The sequence below is a fragment of the Frateuria defendens genome (assembly GCF_001182895.1).
GTDB lineage: Bacteria > Pseudomonadota > Gammaproteobacteria > Xanthomonadales > Rhodanobacteraceae > Frateuria_B > Frateuria_B defendens.
On record NZ_LFQR01000049.1, the window covers coordinates 39,708 to 56,398 of the forward strand.

The 16,691-nt window shown below is 69.9% G+C and carries 12 protein-coding genes; 6 read left to right on the top strand and 6 right to left on the bottom strand.

Annotation, left to right across the window (positions count from 1 at the left end; genetic code table 11):
* Positions 1–121: 121 nt before the first annotated feature.
* From ACH65_RS08430 to ACH65_RS08450, 5 genes are all read right to left on the bottom strand, one after another.
* Complete coding sequence (locus ACH65_RS08430) at positions 122–1,678, bottom strand: hypothetical protein (protein WP_049622144.1); 1,557 nt, start codon at positions 1,676–1,678, stop codon at positions 122–124.
* Positions 1,678–3,366, bottom strand: coding sequence for a molecular chaperone HscC (locus ACH65_RS08435; protein ID WP_049622145.1), 1,689 nt, complete (start codon positions 3,364–3,366; stop codon positions 1,678–1,680). Before ACH65_RS08435 ends, ACH65_RS08430 begins: the two co-directional genes overlap by 1 nt.
* A gap of 246 nt (positions 3,367–3,612) precedes the next feature.
* Positions 3,613–4,458 (bottom strand): transcriptional repressor AgaR, encoded by an 846-nt coding sequence (gene agaR, locus ACH65_RS08440; protein ID WP_049622146.1) that lies wholly within the window; start codon positions 4,456–4,458, stop codon positions 3,613–3,615.
* Positions 4,455–5,732, bottom strand: coding sequence for an amidohydrolase family protein (locus ACH65_RS08445; protein WP_082190213.1), 1,278 nt, complete (start codon positions 5,730–5,732; stop codon positions 4,455–4,457). Before ACH65_RS08445 ends, agaR begins: the two co-directional genes overlap by 4 nt.
* A gap of 9 nt (positions 5,733–5,741) precedes the next feature.
* Positions 5,742–6,656 (bottom strand): class I fructose-bisphosphate aldolase, encoded by a 915-nt coding sequence (locus ACH65_RS08450; protein WP_049622147.1) that lies wholly within the window; start codon positions 6,654–6,656, stop codon positions 5,742–5,744.
* Between the two features lie 100 nt (positions 6,657–6,756).
* Between ACH65_RS08450 and ACH65_RS08455 the strand changes: the two genes are divergently transcribed.
* The 5 genes from ACH65_RS08455 (at position 6,757) to ACH65_RS08475 (ending at position 13,252) form a co-directional block, all read left to right on the top strand.
* Positions 6,757–7,923, top strand: coding sequence for an SIS domain-containing protein (locus ACH65_RS08455; protein ID WP_064504836.1), 1,167 nt, complete (start codon positions 6,757–6,759; stop codon positions 7,921–7,923).
* Entirely contained in the window at positions 7,920–8,849 is a 930-nt protein-coding gene (locus tag ACH65_RS08460) for a carbohydrate kinase family protein (RefSeq protein ID WP_049622149.1), read from the top strand. The genes ACH65_RS08455 and ACH65_RS08460 overlap by 4 nt, the downstream gene beginning before the upstream one ends.
* Complete coding sequence (locus tag ACH65_RS08465) at positions 8,846–9,769, top strand: 1-phosphofructokinase family hexose kinase (RefSeq protein WP_049622150.1); 924 nt, start codon at positions 8,846–8,848, stop codon at positions 9,767–9,769. The genes ACH65_RS08460 and ACH65_RS08465 overlap by 4 nt, the downstream gene beginning before the upstream one ends.
* Positions 9,770–9,921: 152 nt before the next feature.
* On the top strand, positions 9,922–11,952 hold the full coding sequence (locus ACH65_RS08470) for an enterotoxin (RefSeq protein WP_049622151.1): 2,031 nt from the start codon (positions 9,922–9,924) through the stop codon (positions 11,950–11,952).
* Positions 11,953–12,046: 94 nt separating this feature from the next.
* Entirely contained in the window at positions 12,047–13,252 is a 1,206-nt protein-coding gene (locus ACH65_RS08475) for a glycoside hydrolase family 27 protein (RefSeq protein WP_053096220.1), read from the top strand.
* A gap of 117 nt (positions 13,253–13,369) precedes the next feature.
* On the opposite strand, the gene ACH65_RS20280 is transcribed toward ACH65_RS08475, so the two are convergent.
* Entirely contained in the window at positions 13,370–13,537 is a 168-nt protein-coding gene (locus ACH65_RS20280; protein WP_161805605.1) for a hypothetical protein, read from the bottom strand.
* A 174-nt stretch (positions 13,538–13,711) separates the two neighbouring features.
* Between ACH65_RS20280 and ACH65_RS08480 the strand changes: the two genes are divergently transcribed.
* Complete coding sequence (locus ACH65_RS08480) at positions 13,712–16,654, top strand: TonB-dependent receptor (protein WP_049622152.1); 2,943 nt, start codon at positions 13,712–13,714, stop codon at positions 16,652–16,654.
* Positions 16,655–16,691 lie beyond the last annotated feature (37 nt).

The window sequence follows — 16,691 nt, forward strand, 5'->3', positions numbered from 1 at the left end:
GCGACGGGGCCGGGCGTGCGGCGGCATGGCCGCCTCTTTCTCAGGTGTAGAGATTCGTGCGGCGGCGCGTACGGGGCTGCGGTTGTCGGCGTTCCCGCTGCCAGCCGGCGGGAAGCATGGCTCATCGGCCGGGCCTGGACGACTCTTGCGATGCCGCGTCCAGGCGAAGCCGCCCGCGATGCCGGCGCAGGTCGTCGGCCCAGGCCAGCATCGCCGCCCCGCCCATCACCAGCGCCGGCGAGCCGGTGGTGAACAGCAGCACCAGCAGCCCGATGCGCATCAGCGTGGGGTTGAGGTAGAGGCCCGTTTCGTCGTGCCGCCGCCAGTAGCGGCGCAAGCCCAGCCAGAGCGCGGCGAACAGCACCGGCAGGCGCAGCCACAGGTACGGCGGCGGCAGGGCCAGCGCACCCGCCGCGCCGATCGCGCACAGCCCCGGCACCAGGGCCAGCCGCAAGCGCGGCCAGCGCGCCGGCAGCGGCTCGGCGCGCGAGTGCCAGTTGTCCATGATGCGGAAGTAGTGCAGGGCCAGCCACAGCAGGCCGGCGGTCGCGGGCGCCAGGCCGAGCAGCAGCGGCAGGTAGGGCGATGCCGTCGCGCTGCCGCTGTCGAGCAGGCCGAGCGTGAGGAGCGCGCCGAGCGGCAGGGCCAGGGCCGTGACGAGCAGCAGCTTGCCGATCCCGGCCAGCAGGCGGGCGGCGCCGAAATGCCGGGTGTCGGCGGCTTCGGTCCAGAAGCGCAGTTGCTCGCGCGGGATCGACGGCGGCAGGTCTTCGGGATGCGCACCGGCGAGCTGGCCGATAAAGGCCTCCATTTCGCCGATCCGCCGCGGAAACAGCCCGGCCGCGATGCCTTGCCACCCATGGAACGGGCGCTGCAGGCGTTGCAGGCAGCGCTTCGTCCGCACGGGTTTCGCGCCGGAGGAGAGCGAGGAGCGCAGCAGCGATCGCCAGTCCGGCCCCAGGGCTCGCGCGGGGGGCTCCCAGCCGAGTTGCAGCCGGCGATCCAGCGCGTCGCGGTGCGCCGGCTGCAGCTCCCACGCCAGGCGCATGCGCCGCTCCAGCCGCTGCAGGGCCAGCGGGTCGTGGCCGGCGTGCACGTGGTCGAGGTCGAAGAAGCGCAGCAGCACGTGCAGGCACGCGGCCGGCATCGGCGGGACGTCGCGGTACAGGCGGCGCACCAGTTCGTGCCCGGCCGTGGTCTTGAGGCGGAACGACCACAGCGCGGGCTGCGATTTCAGCCAGACCAGCAGCGCCTCGCCGTCGCCTTGGGCGGCCAGGTGGATCGCTTGAGTGCAGAACGCTTCCAGCTCGAACCTGGGCTGGGGTTCCTCGCGGGGCCGCGCTGTGGCGGCCTGCACCGGCGATGGCGCAGGCCGCGGCGCGGGTGCCGGCGACGCGATGGGCGTCGGAGACGGCACGGCTTGCGGCGCGTGGCGCACCGAATCGAACGCACCGGCAACGGGAACGTCCCGTGCATGCGAAGCCTGCGCCACCGCCTGCGCCGGAACGGCTGCCGACGCCCGGCACACCGCCAGTGCCGACTGGTACGCCGCATGCAGGTGCTGGAAGCCCTGCGGATCGTCCTCGGGGCGGGTCGTGCGCAGGCGCATCGCATAGGCGCGCTTGACCGCGCGCTCGTCGGCGTCCTCGGGCAGGCCCAGCCACTCGAACGGAGACATCAGGTGCCTTCCAGCAGGTCCAGCGCCTGGCCGAATTCGCGGCGGTGCTCGCGGATCAGTATGTCGTCCTGCGTCTCCAGCGCCGAGCGGAAGCGCGCGATCCAGTTCTGCAACTGGTCGCGGGCCTGGATGTGCTCCTCGTAGAGCCGCTCGGCGCGGGCGAGCAGGGCGAGGTTCTCCTGTTTCTCGCGCGGGTGGATCTTCAGCTCCGCCAGCGCGGCCAGGCGGGTGCGGATCTCCTCCGGGGCGAGCAGGCCGGGGTTCTGCTCCAGCACCAGTTCGTAGCGGCGGCCGGTGGCCTGCACGGCGGCCTCCACCTGCAGCACGCCGTTGACGTCGTAGGTGAAGCGCACGGCGACCGCGTTCTCGGCGATGCTGCGCTTGGGGTCGAGCGTAAGCTCCAGCTGGCCCAGCTTGATGTTGTTCGCCACCAGCGGGCTCTCGCCCTGGAACACGTCCAGCATCAGCACCGACTGGCCCTCGCTGATCGGCCAGAAGGTTTCCTCGCGGCTCACCGGCACCACGCTGTTGCGATGGATGATCGGCGCGAAGAAGCCGCGCTGCGGCCGGCCCTGGTCGTCGCGCCGCGCCACCTCGGTGCCCAGCGTGTAGGGGCACACGTCAGTCAGGATCACTTCGTCCAGGCGCTGGTCGCGCGACTTCATGCCGGCCGCCACGCAGGCGCCCTGCGCGATGGCCTGGTCGGGGTTGACGTGGCGCAGCGGCAGGCGGCCGAACATGCGCGCGATCAGCCGGGCCACCTGCGGCATGCGGCTGGCGCCGCCCACCAGCACGATCTCGTCGAGCTGCTCGGGCTGCAGGCGGGCGTCGCGCATGGCGCGTTCCAGCGGCGCGCGCATGCGCTGCACCAGCGGCTCGGTGAGCTTGGCGAAGCGTTCCTCGTCGATCTGCCAGGCGAGCGCCTGCGCGCCGAGCGCGTATTCGATGCTGGCGACGGCGTTGGCGGTGAGCCCGCGCTTGGCCGCCTCCAGCCGGCGGCGCAGCTGGCCGCGCTGCTGGGCGTCCAGCGCCTGCGCGTCGAGCCGCAGGTCGGCGAGGCAGGCGGTCTCCAGCGCGTCGAGGAAATCCTCGCCGCCCAGGAAGTTGTCGCCGGCGCTGGCGTGCACCTCGATCACGCCGTCGAACATCTCCAGCACCGACACGTCGAAGGTGCCGCCGCCGAGGTCGAAGACCAGGAAGCGCGCGCCGTCCGGCCGCTCGCGCAACCCGTAGGCCAGGGCCGCGGCGGTGGGCTCGTTGATCAGCCGCTCCACGCGGATGCCGGCCAGTTCGCCGGCGGCGCGGGTGGCCTTGCGCTGGGCGTCGGAGAAGTAGGCCGGCACGCTGATCACCGCCTCGCTCACCTTCTCGCCCAGTGCTGCCTCGGCGTCCGCCAGCAGCGAGCGCAGCACCATCGCCGAGAGTTCCTCGGGGCGGAAGCTGCGGCCGGCCAGCACGGTCTCGCGGGGCGTGCCCATCCAGCGCTTGAAGGCGGCGACGGTGCTGGCGGGGTGGCTGATCAGCCGGTCGCGCGCGGCCTGGCCCACCAGCACCAGGCCTTCCTCGTCGACGCTCACCACCGAGGGCGTGAGGCAGTCGCCCAGGGCGTTCGGAAAGAGTTGCGCGCCCTGGCCGGCGTAGGCGCCGATGAGCGAGTGCGTGGTACCTAGATCGATCCCAACGATCATCCCTGACTGTTCCCCTGTGTCGAATCGGCGAGCCTGCTGACGAACTGCCTCGGCACTTGCGTGTGGGAAGGTGCCTTCGCAGGCCACGTCCTGCGGGCACGACGGGCAAACGTGCGCGGACAGGCGTCCGTAACAGGCCAGCGACGAGTTTACATGCAGCGCATGATGCTGCTGCGACCCAATCGGCGAATGGAGAGGGTCGTTGCGGTAGCGGTGGGTGGGTTCGCTTCTGCGCGAGCGGAGGGCTCAGACCAGCAGTGTGCGCACGCCCTGCTTTTGCAGCGCGGCGACGAGGGCCTCCGGGGCGGCCGTATCGCTGATGACCATGCCCAGGCTGGCGACTGGCGCAATCACTGACAGGCTGCGCTGGCCGAACTTGCTGGCGTCCAGCACCGCCACCGTCTCGCGCGAGACGCGGATCATCAGCGCGTTGAGGGTGGCCTCCTGCGGGTCGGGCGTGGTCACGCCCACTTCCGGGTCGAGGCCGTCCACGCCCAGGAATAGGCGATCGGCGGAGAGCTTGGCCAGCGCCTGCTCCGCGTCCGGGCCGGCCAGCGAGTAGGAGGTCTGGCGCAGCAGCCCGCCCAGCATCATCACGCGCACCGTGGGCAGGCCGCTCAGTTCGAGCGCGATGTTGAGCGCGTTGGTGATGACGGTGAGCGACTCCCACTTCCGCTGGCGGATCTGCCGCGCGATCTCCACCGTGGTGGAGCCGGAGTCGAGGATGATCGTCTCGCCGTCCTTGATCAGCTTGGCCGCGGCCTGGCCGATGCGGCGCTTCTCGGCCAGCCTCCGCGTTTCCTTGATGGTGAGCGGCGTGTCCATCTGCGAGGAGGGCGGTGCGGCGGGCAGCGCGCCGCCGTGCGAGCGCGCGATGGCGCCGCCGCGCGCCAGCGCCTCGAGGTCGGCGCGGATGGTCACGGCCGAGATGCCGAAGCGCTCGACCAGTTGCTCCACCGTGACCCGCCCCTGCTGCTCGATCTGCTCCACGATCAGGCGCCGGCGTTCCTCCACCAGCAGCTTGGGCGGGGCCGCCTTGCGGGCGGCGGGCTTCGGGGCGTGGAGGGCGGCGGCCTTGCGGCGTTGTGTCATGGGTCCATTCCAAGCAGGCGGGCGGCGTTGTCGTGGTAGATCTTGCGCAGGATCGCGTGCGGCAGGCCGAGGCCGTAGATCGACCAGCGTCCCTGCGGCGGCGTGGCCGCGGGCGCATAGTCGAAGTATTCGTCCTCCGTTTCCAGAAAGCGATAGTAGATCTCGTAGAGGGCGTCGCCGAGCAGTTGCTGGGGCACCTCCTCGCCGTAGGGCGGGGGTACCGCGTCGGTGCCGAACAATAGGCGGTCCTGATGGCGCTCGAAGAAGCGCCGCGCCTGACGCGGCTGGCGTCCCAGCTCGCCGATGCGCGCGCTGATGTCCGCATGCACGTTGGGGTGGCGGTCGAGGCAGGCGGACACGGCGTCCAGCGTCTCGGCCTGGTTGCCCACGTGCATCAGTACGAAGGTGGTGCGCGGGTGGCGCGCGATCACGCGGTCGCGTGCGGCGATGAGTTCGGCGTGGCTGGGGAAGCCTTCGCCGTAGAAGGACCAGTCCGGGTGCCTGGCCAGTTCTTCGTAGCGTTCGTTGTGGCGATCGGTGGGCTGGAAGAAGGCCAGCGGGTCGGCGCTGTGGATGAACACCGGCAGGCCATGCGCCGCGCAGGCCTCCCACATCGGGTCGAAGCGGCGGTCGTCGATGCCCACCAGCGCGCCCTCGTCGATGCCCTCGCGCAGGTACAGGCCCAGCGTCTTCAGCAGCTTGAGGCCGCAGGCGCCCGCGCGCCTGGCGTGGGCGATGGCGTCGGCCTGGCGCTGCGGATAGTCCGCCTCGCCGAACAGGCCGAAGGAGGGCTCGGTCATGGTGAGGAAGCGGCCGGGCGCGGCGCGGTCGAAGCGTGCGATGGTTTCCTCCAGCCCGCGGCCGACGCCGCCGGTGAGGTTGACCAGGGTGCGGATGCCCTTGCGGTCCATCAGCGGCAGCAGCTCGGCGGGGTCGGCGAAGTAGGTCATCGCCTCGCCCACCGAGACGCCGCCACGCGTCTCGCTCATCCAGCTCAGGTGCGTGTGTACGTCGATCACCGGGAAGGCCGGGTACGCGACGCGTGTGGCCTTCACATCGAGCATGCTGCGCGGCGCGAACTCGGCCAGCGGCAGGGCGAGGCGCTGCGCATCGGGCATGGTCTGCAGGAGGTTCTTGCCCTTGCCGCTATCCCGTGCCGCGGCCACCGCCCCCGGCGGCGCGCAGCAGAAGCAGTGCGCGGGCCGGCGCGGTGGCGTCGCGCCGGCTTGCGACGCTAGGCCGTGGATGGCGTCGTCACGGGGGATTCTGGCCATGCTCGGGCCTCAGCGGGGATGGCGGGCCATGATGGCATGCACCTGGCGGGTGAGCGCCACCGCCTGGTCGAACGGGCGCAGCCACATGTTGCGGCCGAACATCACGCCGCTGGCGCCGGACTGCATGTAGAACTCCACCTTGCGCAGCACCGCCTCGTCGTCGTCGTTCTTCTCGCCGCCGGAGAACAGCACCATGGTGCGGCCGGCCGAGCGCACCACGCGGGCCGAGCGTGCCGCGGCGTCCTCGTCCAGCGCATCGTAGGGCGCGGGGCTGGCGGCGCGCTCGGCCACCGGCTCGTGCAGCTTGACGATGTCTGCGCCCAGCTCCAGCGCCACGCGGGCAGCGTAGTCCTGCGCGTAGAGGCTGTTCTTGCCGCCCTTGGCGTCGATCGCCGCGCCGCGCGGGTAGGACCACATCACCAGCGGCATGCCGTAGCGCTCGCAGTCGCGGCGCACCTGCTCGAACTGGCGCAGCTCATCGTGCTGGCGCGGCGAACCCACGTAGAGGGTATAGCCCACCGCGTCCGCGCCCAGGCGCACGGCGTCCTCCACCGAAGCGAACAGCGGCGAAGTGGCTTCGGCGTCGCTTGGGATGTTGGTCTTGCCGTTGAGCTTGAGGATCAGCGGTACGCGCCCGCAATACTCGGTCATGTATTTCTCGGCCAGGCCGATGCCCAGCGCGATGGCGGAAAAGCCGCCGGCCTCGGCCAGGGCGAACTGGTAGCCCGGGTCGAGCGCCGGCGGATGGGGAAAGAAATCGGTGGGGCCGTGCTCCAGGCCCTGGTCCAGTGGCAGCACCAGCAGGCTGCCGTTGCGCGGGCCGCTGCCGTAGAGCAGGCGCCACAGGCGTGTGCGCTTGCCGTGCGACAGTGGCAGCGAGGCCAGCCGGCTGGCGGCGGTGGCGGCTTGCAAGGTGTGATTCATTTCGAATACCTTTGGTTGTAAGTTTCGTTAGATTTCACTTTCAGTCATATTTCATCATATGCCCATGCCTGTCAAACCAGCAGTTTCCACTTCCGAACTCATGCGGCTCACTGCTGCGGCGCCAGCCGAGCAGCGGCGCCTGGGCTATGCCGACACCCTGCGGGAGATCCTTCAGCAACCGGCCACTTGGCGGCGCACCGCCGCGACGCTGGCCACGGCTCCGGCCCAGGCCATGCTGCGGGCCTTGGTGGAGGAGGCGCCTGCGCACATCGTGTTCACCGGCTCGGGCAGTTCGGCCTATGCGGGTGAGAGCCTGGCGCCGGCCTTGCAGGCGTCATTGGGCATACCATGCCTGGCGGTGCCCGCCGGCCAGTTGCTGACGTCGCTGTGCGGCGTATTGCCGGCGGGGCGGGGACTGCTGGTGTCGATCGCCCGTTCCGGCGACAGCCCGGAGAGCACCGGCGCGGTCGATCAGGTGCTGGCTGCGGAGCCTGGTTATGCGCACCTCGCCATCACCTGCAATGCACGCGGCAAGCTGGCCACACGCTATACGGACGAGCCGCGCCTGCACGTGCTGTGCCTGCACGAGAGCACCAACGACCGCAGCCTGGTGATGACCAGCAGCTTCAGCAACCTGCTGCTGGCCGGCAGCGGCCTGCGCTATGCGGCCGGCGCCGCGGCGCACGCGCAGCTGGCCGACCAGGCGGCGGCCATCGTCGAACTGCTGTTCGAGCGCTACGGCGACGCGCTGGCGGCGGTGGCGCGGCGCGAGGTGACGGCGGCGGCCTACCTGGGCAGCGGCGCGACGCTGGGCGTTGCCCGCGAGTCCGGGCTCAAGATGATGGAGATGACGGGCGGCGCGGTGCGCGTGCTGGCCGAAACCTACCTCGGCCTGCGCCACGGCCCGATGTCCTGGCTGGACGCACAGTGCGCGGTGGTGGCCTTCCTGTCCGGCGAGTCGCGCGTGCGCGGCTACGAGAGCGACCTGCTGCGCGAACTCACGCGCAAGCGCCTGGGCGGGCCGCGCGTGGTGGTGGGCGAATCGGTGCCGGTCGAGCTGCTCGGCGGCGACGGCCTGGCGGTGGAGCTGCCGGGCCTGTACCAGCTCGAAGCGGTGCAGCAGCAGATGGTGCACGTGGTGGTCGGCCAGCTGCTCGCCTTCTTCCGCTGCCTGGCGCTGGGACAGCAGCCGGACACGCCCTCGCAGGGCGTGCTCACACGGGTGGTGGAGGACTTCGCCCTGCACGGCGCGGAGCACGGCGCGTGAAACCGGTGCTGGTGGCGGGCGAGATCAACGTCGACCTGGTGTTCTCCGGTTGCGCGACGCTGCCCGCCTTCGGCCGCGAGATGCTGGCCGAAGGCTTCCGCCAGGGGCCAGGCAGTTCCTCGATGATCTGTGCGATGGGCCTGGCGCGGCTGGGTGAGCCGGTGGCCTTTGCCGGCCGGGCCGGCCGCGATGCCTGGGGCGACGCCTGCGTCGCGGCCCTGCGCGAGGCCGGGATCGACGTGGTCGCGGTGCGCCAGGAGGAGGCGCTGCGCACTGGCGTCACGGTGGCGCTCTCGGCCGCGCACGATCGCGCCCTGGTGACCTATCCCGGCGCGGTCGCGGCATTGCGTGCGGAGGATGTCGGCGACGACCTGCTCGCCCGCGCCGGCCATCTGCATGTTTCCTCCTACTACCTGCAGGCCGCGCTGCGACCGGGGCTGCGCGAGCTGTTCGCGCGCGCCCGGCGAGCCGGGCTCACCACCTCGCTCGATCCCGGCTTCGACCCTGCCCAGTGCTGGCGCGACGAGGGCTTCGCGGCACTGCTCGAACAAGTGGACGTGTTCCTGCCGAATGCCCTGGAAGCCTGCGCGATCAGCGGCGAGGACACGCCGGCGCGGGCGCTGCACGCCTTCGCCAACGGCCGCACCCGCACGGTGGTCAAGTGCGGCGGCGAGGGCTGCATCGCGCTCGACGAGGAAGGCCGCACGCTCGCCGTGCCGGCCTTCCCGGTGGTTGCGGTGGACAGCACTGGCGCCGGCGATTCCTTCGATGCCGGTTTCCTGCATGCATGGCGGCGCGCGCTGCCGCTGCGCGAGTGCCTGCGCTGGGGCAGCGCCTGCGGCAGCCTTTCCACCCGCGGCCTGGGTGGCACGGCGTGCCAGCCCGGCGAGGCGGACGTGCGGCATCTGCTGGCGGCCGCGCCATGATCACGGTGGCCGGCTTCAACACCGCGATCGACCGGCTGGTGTCGCTGGACGCGCTGGCGCCTGGCCACGTGCAGCGCGCCCGCGCGGCCAGCGCGTACCCGGGAGGCAAGGGGCTGCACGTGGCGCAGACGGTGGCGGCGCTGGGCGAGCGCGTGCAGCTGGTGGGCTTGACCGACCCGCTCCATCGCAACCTGATCGGGCGCCGCCTCGCCGAGCGCGGCGTGCTGTTCCATGGCGTGGAGATCGGGCAGGCGCTGCGCCAGTGCATCGCGCTGCGCGAGCCGGACGGCCGCATCACCGAGATTCTCGACCCCGGCCCCGAACCGGAGGTAGCGGCGCGCGAGCGGCTGCTCGACGGCCTGCTGCGCTGCGCGGAGGAGAGCGCCCTGGTGGTGCTGGCCGGCAGCCTGCCGCGCGGCTTCGGTACGGATACCTATGCAAGCCTGGCGCGCCAGGTCGTGCCGCCGTCGCTGGTGGATGCCAGCGGCGAGGTGTTGCGGCAGGCGATCGCCGCCGGCGTGCACCTGGTCAAGGCCAACCGCGACGAGGCGGCCGAGTGGAGCGGCCGGCGCATCGACTCGGCCGGCGAAGCCGCGGCGGTGGCGCGGGCGATGCACGAGCGCGGCGTCGCGCGGCCAGTGGTGACGCTGGGCGTGCAGGGCGCGGTCGGCTTCGACGGCGCGACGGCCTGGCACGTGGCCGTGGCGACCACGCACAGCCGCAACGCGGTGGGGTCCGGCGACTGCTTCATGGCCGGCATGGCCGTGGCGCTGCGGCACGGCGAGCCGCTGGAGGAGGCGCTGCGTCTGGGGGCGGCCTGCGGCGCCGCCAATGCGCTGGGCGAGGAGACCGGCTACGTGCGGCGCGAGGATGTCGATGCGCTGCTTTCGCAGGTTGTCGTCAGACGTCTGGACGGCTGAATCGTCGAGGCGGGGGGCGCAGGGCGCGTCGGGTCGATGGCGATCCGGTCCGGCAAGTTTCACCGCCACGGTGGATGCGTGGCGTATTCATTTCGCGGACCCGGCAGCCGGAGCGTGCCGGGTCTGCACGATCCTGAGGGGAGATCCCGCCGATGACGCCACGCCGCCATGCTTCGTCCATCCAGCCGCCGGCAAGGCGGCGCGCCGCGCTGCCGGCCCTGGTCGCCCTGCTGCTGGGCGCCGGCGCCGCGATGGCCGCCGACAAACCGGCGGCCTTCGAGAGCCAGGGGCCGGTGCAGCGCTTCGGCAACGATGCGATCGCGGTGAGCTGGAAGCAGGCCGGCGATCATCTCGGCGATATGCAGGTGACCGATCTCGTCAACCGGCAGCAGCTGCCGCTGCAGGCGCCATTCGCGCTGGTCCTGGCCGATGGCAGCAAGCTCGGCCTGGCCGAACTGCGCGTGCTGGCGGCGCCGCGGGCGGTGAAGCTCAAGGCCGACCCCAAGGCCTCGCGCCTGTCGGCGCGGCTTCCCGGCAGCGCGGTGCAGGCGAGCTTCGGCGATGCGGAAGGGCGCTTTCGCATCGCCTGGCGCTGGGTGCAGCGCGACGGCGCCGACTACCTGCGCGAGGAGGTGACCCTCACCGCGCTCAAGCAGGACGAGCGGCTCGACCGGGTGGAGCTGTTGCAGGCGCAAGGGGCCGACGCCGAAGTCGTGGGTACGGTGAAAGGCTCGCCGGTGGTGGCCGGGCACGACTATCTCGGCTTCGAGCATCCGCTGTCCTCCAGCGAGGTCTACGGACGGCGCATCCGGCTGTGGATCGACCGCGTGCTGCCGCTGCCCAAGGGCCAGTCGGTGACCTACTCGGCGGTGGTCGGTGTCACCCATGGCGACCAGTTGCGCCGCGACTTCCTTGCCTACGTGGAACGCGAGCGTGCCCACCCGTATCGCAGCTTCCTGCATTACAACTCCTGGTACGACATCGGCTATTTCACGCCCTACACCGAGGCGCAGGCGCTGGACCGCATTCATGCGTTCGGCGAGGAGCTGGCGGTCAAGCGCGGCGTGAAGCTCGACTCCTTCCTGTTCGACGATGGCTGGGACGATCGCAGCGGCAGCTGGCATTTCAGCAGGGATTTCCCGCAGGGCTTCGTGCCGTTGCGCGAGGCAGCTGCCCGATACGGCGCGGCACCCGGCGTGTGGCTCTCGCCCTGGGGCGGCTACGGCCCGCCGAAGAAGGAGCGCGTGAAGAATGGCCAGGCGGCCGGCTACGAGGTCATCGACGGCGGCCTGGCGCTGTCCGGCCCGCGCTACTACCAGCGTTTCCGCGACGCCACGCTGGAACTGCTGCAGAAGGACGGCATCAACCAGTTCAAGTTCGACGGCACCGGCAACGCCGACAAGGTGTTCCCCGGCAGCCGCTTCGACAGCGACTTCGACGCCGCCATCCACCTCATCGACGACCTGCGCAACGCCAGGCCGGATCTCTACGTCAACCTCACCACCGGCACCACCGCCTCGCCGTTCTGGCTGCGCTACGCCGACTCGATCTGGCGCGACGGCGAGGACGACGCGCTGGCCGGCTTGGGCAGCAAGCGCGAGCGCTGGATCACCTACCGCGACCGCGAGACCTACCGCAACATCGTCGAGAAGGGGCCGCTGTATCCGCTCAATGCGCTGATGCTCCACGGCATCATCTACGCCAAGGAAAACCGCAACCTCAATACCGACCCCGGCCACGACTTCGCCAACGAGGTGCACTCCTACTTCGGCACCGGCACGCAATTGCAGGAGCTGTACATCACGCCCTCGCTGCTCTCGCCGCAGGACTGGGACACGCTCGCCGAGGCGGCGCGCTGGTCGCGCGCCAACGCCGGGGTGCTGCGCGACACGCACTGGGTCGGCGGCGATCCCGGCCGTCTGGACGTCTACGGCTGGGCGGCGTGGTCGCCGGGCAAGGCCATCCTCACCCTGCGCAATCCCAGCGACCGGCCGCAGCTGGCGGTGCTCGACCTGGCGCGCCAGCTGGAACTGCCGTCCGGGGCGGCACGGCGTTTCGGCGCGCGCAGCCCATGGAGGGCCGATGCCGGGAAGCCGGCCATGACGCTGGATGCCGGGCGGCCCTCCAGCGTGACGCTCGCACCGTTCGAGGTGTTGACGCTCGAACTCGCGCCGGTTCCCTGAGCGAGGGCCGATGCTGCGCTTTGGGCGGCGATTGTCCGGAGCGGAGCGGGTGGCCGTGGCGGTTCCGACTTTTTCTTCAAGGAGACGACAAAACATGAGCAGGCGTACGAATCCCTTCCTGCCTTGGCTGGCGAGCCTTGCGGCATGGCCCGCGCTGCTGGCCGCGGCCACCGTGGACGATGCCGCCCTGGTCCGCACGCCGCCCATGGGCTGGAACAGCTGGAACTATTTCGGCGATGCCGTGACGGATGCGGACATCCGCCGGACGGCGGACCTGCTGGTTTCCACCGGCATGGCGGCGGCCGGCTACCGCTACGTGATCATCGACGACGGCTGGCAGGGCCAGCGCGACGCGCAGGGCCGCCTCCACCCGAACGCCAAGTTTCCCGACATGAAGGCGCTGGCCGACTACGTGCACGGCAAGGGGCTGAAGTTCGGGATCTATTCGTCGCCTGGCGAGAAGACCTGCTCCGGCTACGCGGGCAGCTATGGCCACGAGGCCGAGGACGCGCGCACGTTCGCCAGCTGGGACGTGGACTACCTGAAATACGACCTGTGCAGCTACCGCAAGCAGCTGGTCGGCAAGCCGCTGGACGAGCAGACGGCGATGATGAAGGGCGCCTTCCGCACCATGCGGAAGGCGCTGGACGCCACCGGCCGCCCGGTCGTCTACGCCCTGTGCAGCTACGGCTGGGGCCGGGTGTGGGAATGGGGCGGCGAGGTCGGTGGCAACCTCTGGCGCACCACCATCGACATCGAGCAGAGCTATCAGAGCATGATGTTCAACGCCTCGGCCGAGGCCGGCCTGGAAGGCTATGCCGGACCCGGGCATTGGAACGACCCGGACATGCTGGAAGTCGGCAACAAGGGCTTCGAGTCGCCGGACATGCAGCGCACCCACATGAGCCTGTGGGTCTTGCTCGCCGCGCCGCTGATCGCCGGCAACGACCTGGCTGGCATGAGCCCCGCCACGCGCGAGGTGCTGACCGACCCGGAAGTGCTGGCCATCGGCCAGGACGCTCGTGGCGTGCCTGGCCGACGGGTGCAGCAGCGGGGAGCGATCCAGCTGTGGGCGCGTCCGCTTGCGGACGGCTCGGTCGCCGTGGGCCTGCTCAATACACTCGACCACGCGACGACCGCCACGCTGGACCTGCATGCGCTCGGCATGGGGTCATCCGTGTCGGCCCGCGACGTATGGCAGCACCGCGACCTCGGGCCGATCGATGCGCAACATGTGTTCGAAGTGCCGACGTATGGCACGGTGTTGCTCAAGCTGAAGCCGGCGCAAGCTTCGCGCTGACGCGCATCGTGGCGGTCTTCGCCGCTGCGGCGGCAGGAAGGGCACGGCGGCGAAGACCGTAAATTCAAAAGGACCCGGCCGTTCACCCTGGTGCGCGCTCTGCCGGATGGCCTGGCGTCATGGCCTGGCGTCTGCGGGTTTATAGATACCCGCGCCATCGATCTCCCGAATGCGGGCCGCCCCGCGTCGTTGCGCCGCCGCGCGCGGCGCTGCCTTCGTCGCAATATCACCGATGCCTTCCCTTGGCGGGTTTTCGGCGCGCAAGCCTGCCTGGCTTTCGTTCATAAAAATGTCTACTTTCGATTATCTTCGAGTATTGACATGTGTCTTTCATATATGCATCGTTCGTAAGCGTGAAGGGTGGCGGCACAGGCGTCGCCGCCGCACGCCGGGAGAGGGGAGACCACCTACATGACGATGCGATGCGACTGTCGTGCCTCGGTGCACGGCTTGAAGAAAATGTTGGCCGCGAGCCTGCTGATGGCCTTGGCGAGCGGGGTCCAGGCGCAATCGATCACCGGCGGCCTGTACGGCCGCGCGCCGACCGGTGGGGACGTCGTGATCCGGGTGACAGGTCTCGATTCCGGTTTCGTCCGCGATCTGCGCCCCGACCGCGACGGGCGCTACAGCACGGCCGGCCTCAATCCCGGCCAATACGCCGTCAGCGTCGTGCAGGGGGGGAGGACCATCGTCGAGCGCACGGCCGTGGTCACCGCCAACGTGCAGACCCCGGTGGATGTCGTGGCCACGGCCGCGCCGGGCGCGCGCGAACTGGGTGCGGTGCGCGTTTCGGCCAATGCCGCCTCCACCGTGATCAACCCCATCGACGTGAGCACGCCAGAGCTGGCCAGCCGCTACAGCATGGACCTGGTCAACCAGCTGCCCATAGGACGCAGCATGGAGAACATCGCCCTGCTGAAGTCCAACGTGCGCTACGACAGCCAGACTACCGGCCTGGTACAGATGGGCGGCGCGACCTCGGCCGAAAACCGTTATTTCTACAACGAGTTCGACACCACCAACGACCGCACCTCGATGGGCGCGCAGCGGCTGCCGGCGGAGGCGATCGGTGAGACCCAGGTGCTCACCAACAGCTTCGGCGCCTCCTGGACCAACGCCACCGGCGGCATCATGGCCGCCACCGTGCGCCAGGGCGGCAACGACTTCAAGGCCGGCTACTCGCTGTACTACACCCCGCCGACCTCGCGCCTGCTGCAGCCGCGCGGGCACAACACGCTGGACTCGGCCGGCAACTACTACAACTACATCTCGGCCAACAGCAGCGCCGCCAGCACCACGCAGTACCTGTGGGCGTCCGGCGCGCTGGTGAAGGACAAGCTGTTCTTCTTCGCCCTGCTCGGCAACCAGCCGCCGTCGAGCGCGACGCGCAATACCTCGCAGTACCACAACGAGTCCAGCAAGCGCGACAAGAACGGCCTGCTCAACCTGACTTGGAACTTGACCAACAATCAGTCCATCAACGTGGTCGGCTACAAGGACTGGAGCAGCAACTTCACCAACCAGTACCGGCTGAACACCCGCTACGACCCAAGCTCGGTGGGGCGCTACTACGGCTGGTCGTCCGGCCCGGTCGACACGAAGTTCCTGATCGGCAACTACCACTGGCAGGCCACCGACGACCTGGGCTTCCGCCTGATGGCGGGTTATCTCGGCGAGACCGACTACAACCTCAGTTCCTCGGACAACGCCAAAGGCCTGCCCTACGTGGAGTCGGTCGACCCGGTCACGCAGCAGACCTACAACATCGGCCTGATCAACTCCAGCACCACCCGCCAGCCGGACCGCTACTGGCGGCGTGGCTTCAAGGGCGACATGAACTGGCAGCTCGGCGACCACCGCATCGTGGCCGGCGCCGAGCACTACAAGCACTTCCTGTCCCAGCAGTGGGGCTCGCCCGACGCGGGCTACTGGACTTACTACCAGCGCCCCAATGCGGCCCTGAGCAACGGCGCCACCGCGCCGGCCGACGGGCGCTACGTGACGCAGTACTACGACAAGGAGGGCGGCCAGTTCTATTCGGTCAACAAGGCCGCGTACCTGGAGGACTACTGGCAGACCAGTGACCGCGTGCTGCTCTACGGCGGCCTGCGCTACGACCGCTACATCAACAAGGACGCCATCGGGCGCGACTTCCTGCGCCTGCCCATGCTGTCGCCGCGGCTGGGGCTGGCGTGGGACGTGCGGGGCGACAGCTCGCTCAAGATCGGCGCCAACCTGGGCAAATATTCACTGTCGATGCCGTCCAATTTCAGCTTCGGCGTGGCCGAGGCGCGCACCGAATGGACGCGCTACTACACCTACACGGGCATGGACCCCACCACCCATGCGCCCACCGGTCTCAACCAGATCGGCGACGTCTACCAGACCCAGTACGGCGTGCCGCCTTCGGCGGAGCAGATCGCCACCACCAATATCAAGGCGCCCTATCAGTACGAGGCCCAGGTCTACGTCCAGATGCAGCTGACGCCGACCTGGGCGGCGCAGGCCGACCTCAGCTACGCCAAGCTGGAGCGGATCGTCGACGACACCTGCTACGGCGACGCCATCGATGCCTGGGCGCGCAGCCACGGCTATCCCGATTACGATCTGGACGGCGAGAAGCGGTTCACGTGTATCGAGTTCAATCCGGGCGAACCGTTGAACGTGCGGCGCGACTACGACGGCGACGGCAAGTCCGAAACCCTCTCCATCCCCGCCAGCTTCTACGGCGTGCCCAAGGGCCAGCACAAGTACTACCGCCTGACGCTGGATCTGTCGCACAGCCGCAGTGCGGAGGAGCCCTACTATCTGGACATCAGCTACACCTGGGCGCACGAGTACGGCAACACCGACGGCTACCTCGACCTGACGCGGCGCACGGCGGGCTACATCGGCCAGACCTCGCAGTTCGACTTCCCCGGCGTCATGCAGGGCGCCACCGGCGATCTCAGCAACGACGTCCGGCACAGCCTCACGCTCTCCGGCGTCTACTATTTCAGCACCGGCCTGCGCCTGGGCTCGGTGCTGAGCATGCACACCGGCGAGCCGCTGAGCTGCCTGGGTACCTACCCGAATCCGGACGACCCCGCCTATGGGTATGCCACGCACTATTGCGACGGCAAGTTGAGCACGGAGGGCAGTGCGGGGCGGCTGCCGTTCTTCTGGGCGCTGAACGCCTCGATCGGCTACGACTGGACGTTCGGCGAGCACAACAAGCTCAGCCTCGACCTGCAAATGCAGAACGTGACCAACCGCCAGGGCATCACCAACCGCAACCAGAATTACGACCAGGGCTACCTCACCGACGACGGCAATCTGCCGCCACGCAGCAACAGCTATGGGGCGCCGAGCTGGCAGGCTCCGCGCACCACGTCGCTGGCATTGCGCTACACGTTCGATTGACGATTGACGACCGGCGGCCTCCGCGCAGCTTGCCTGC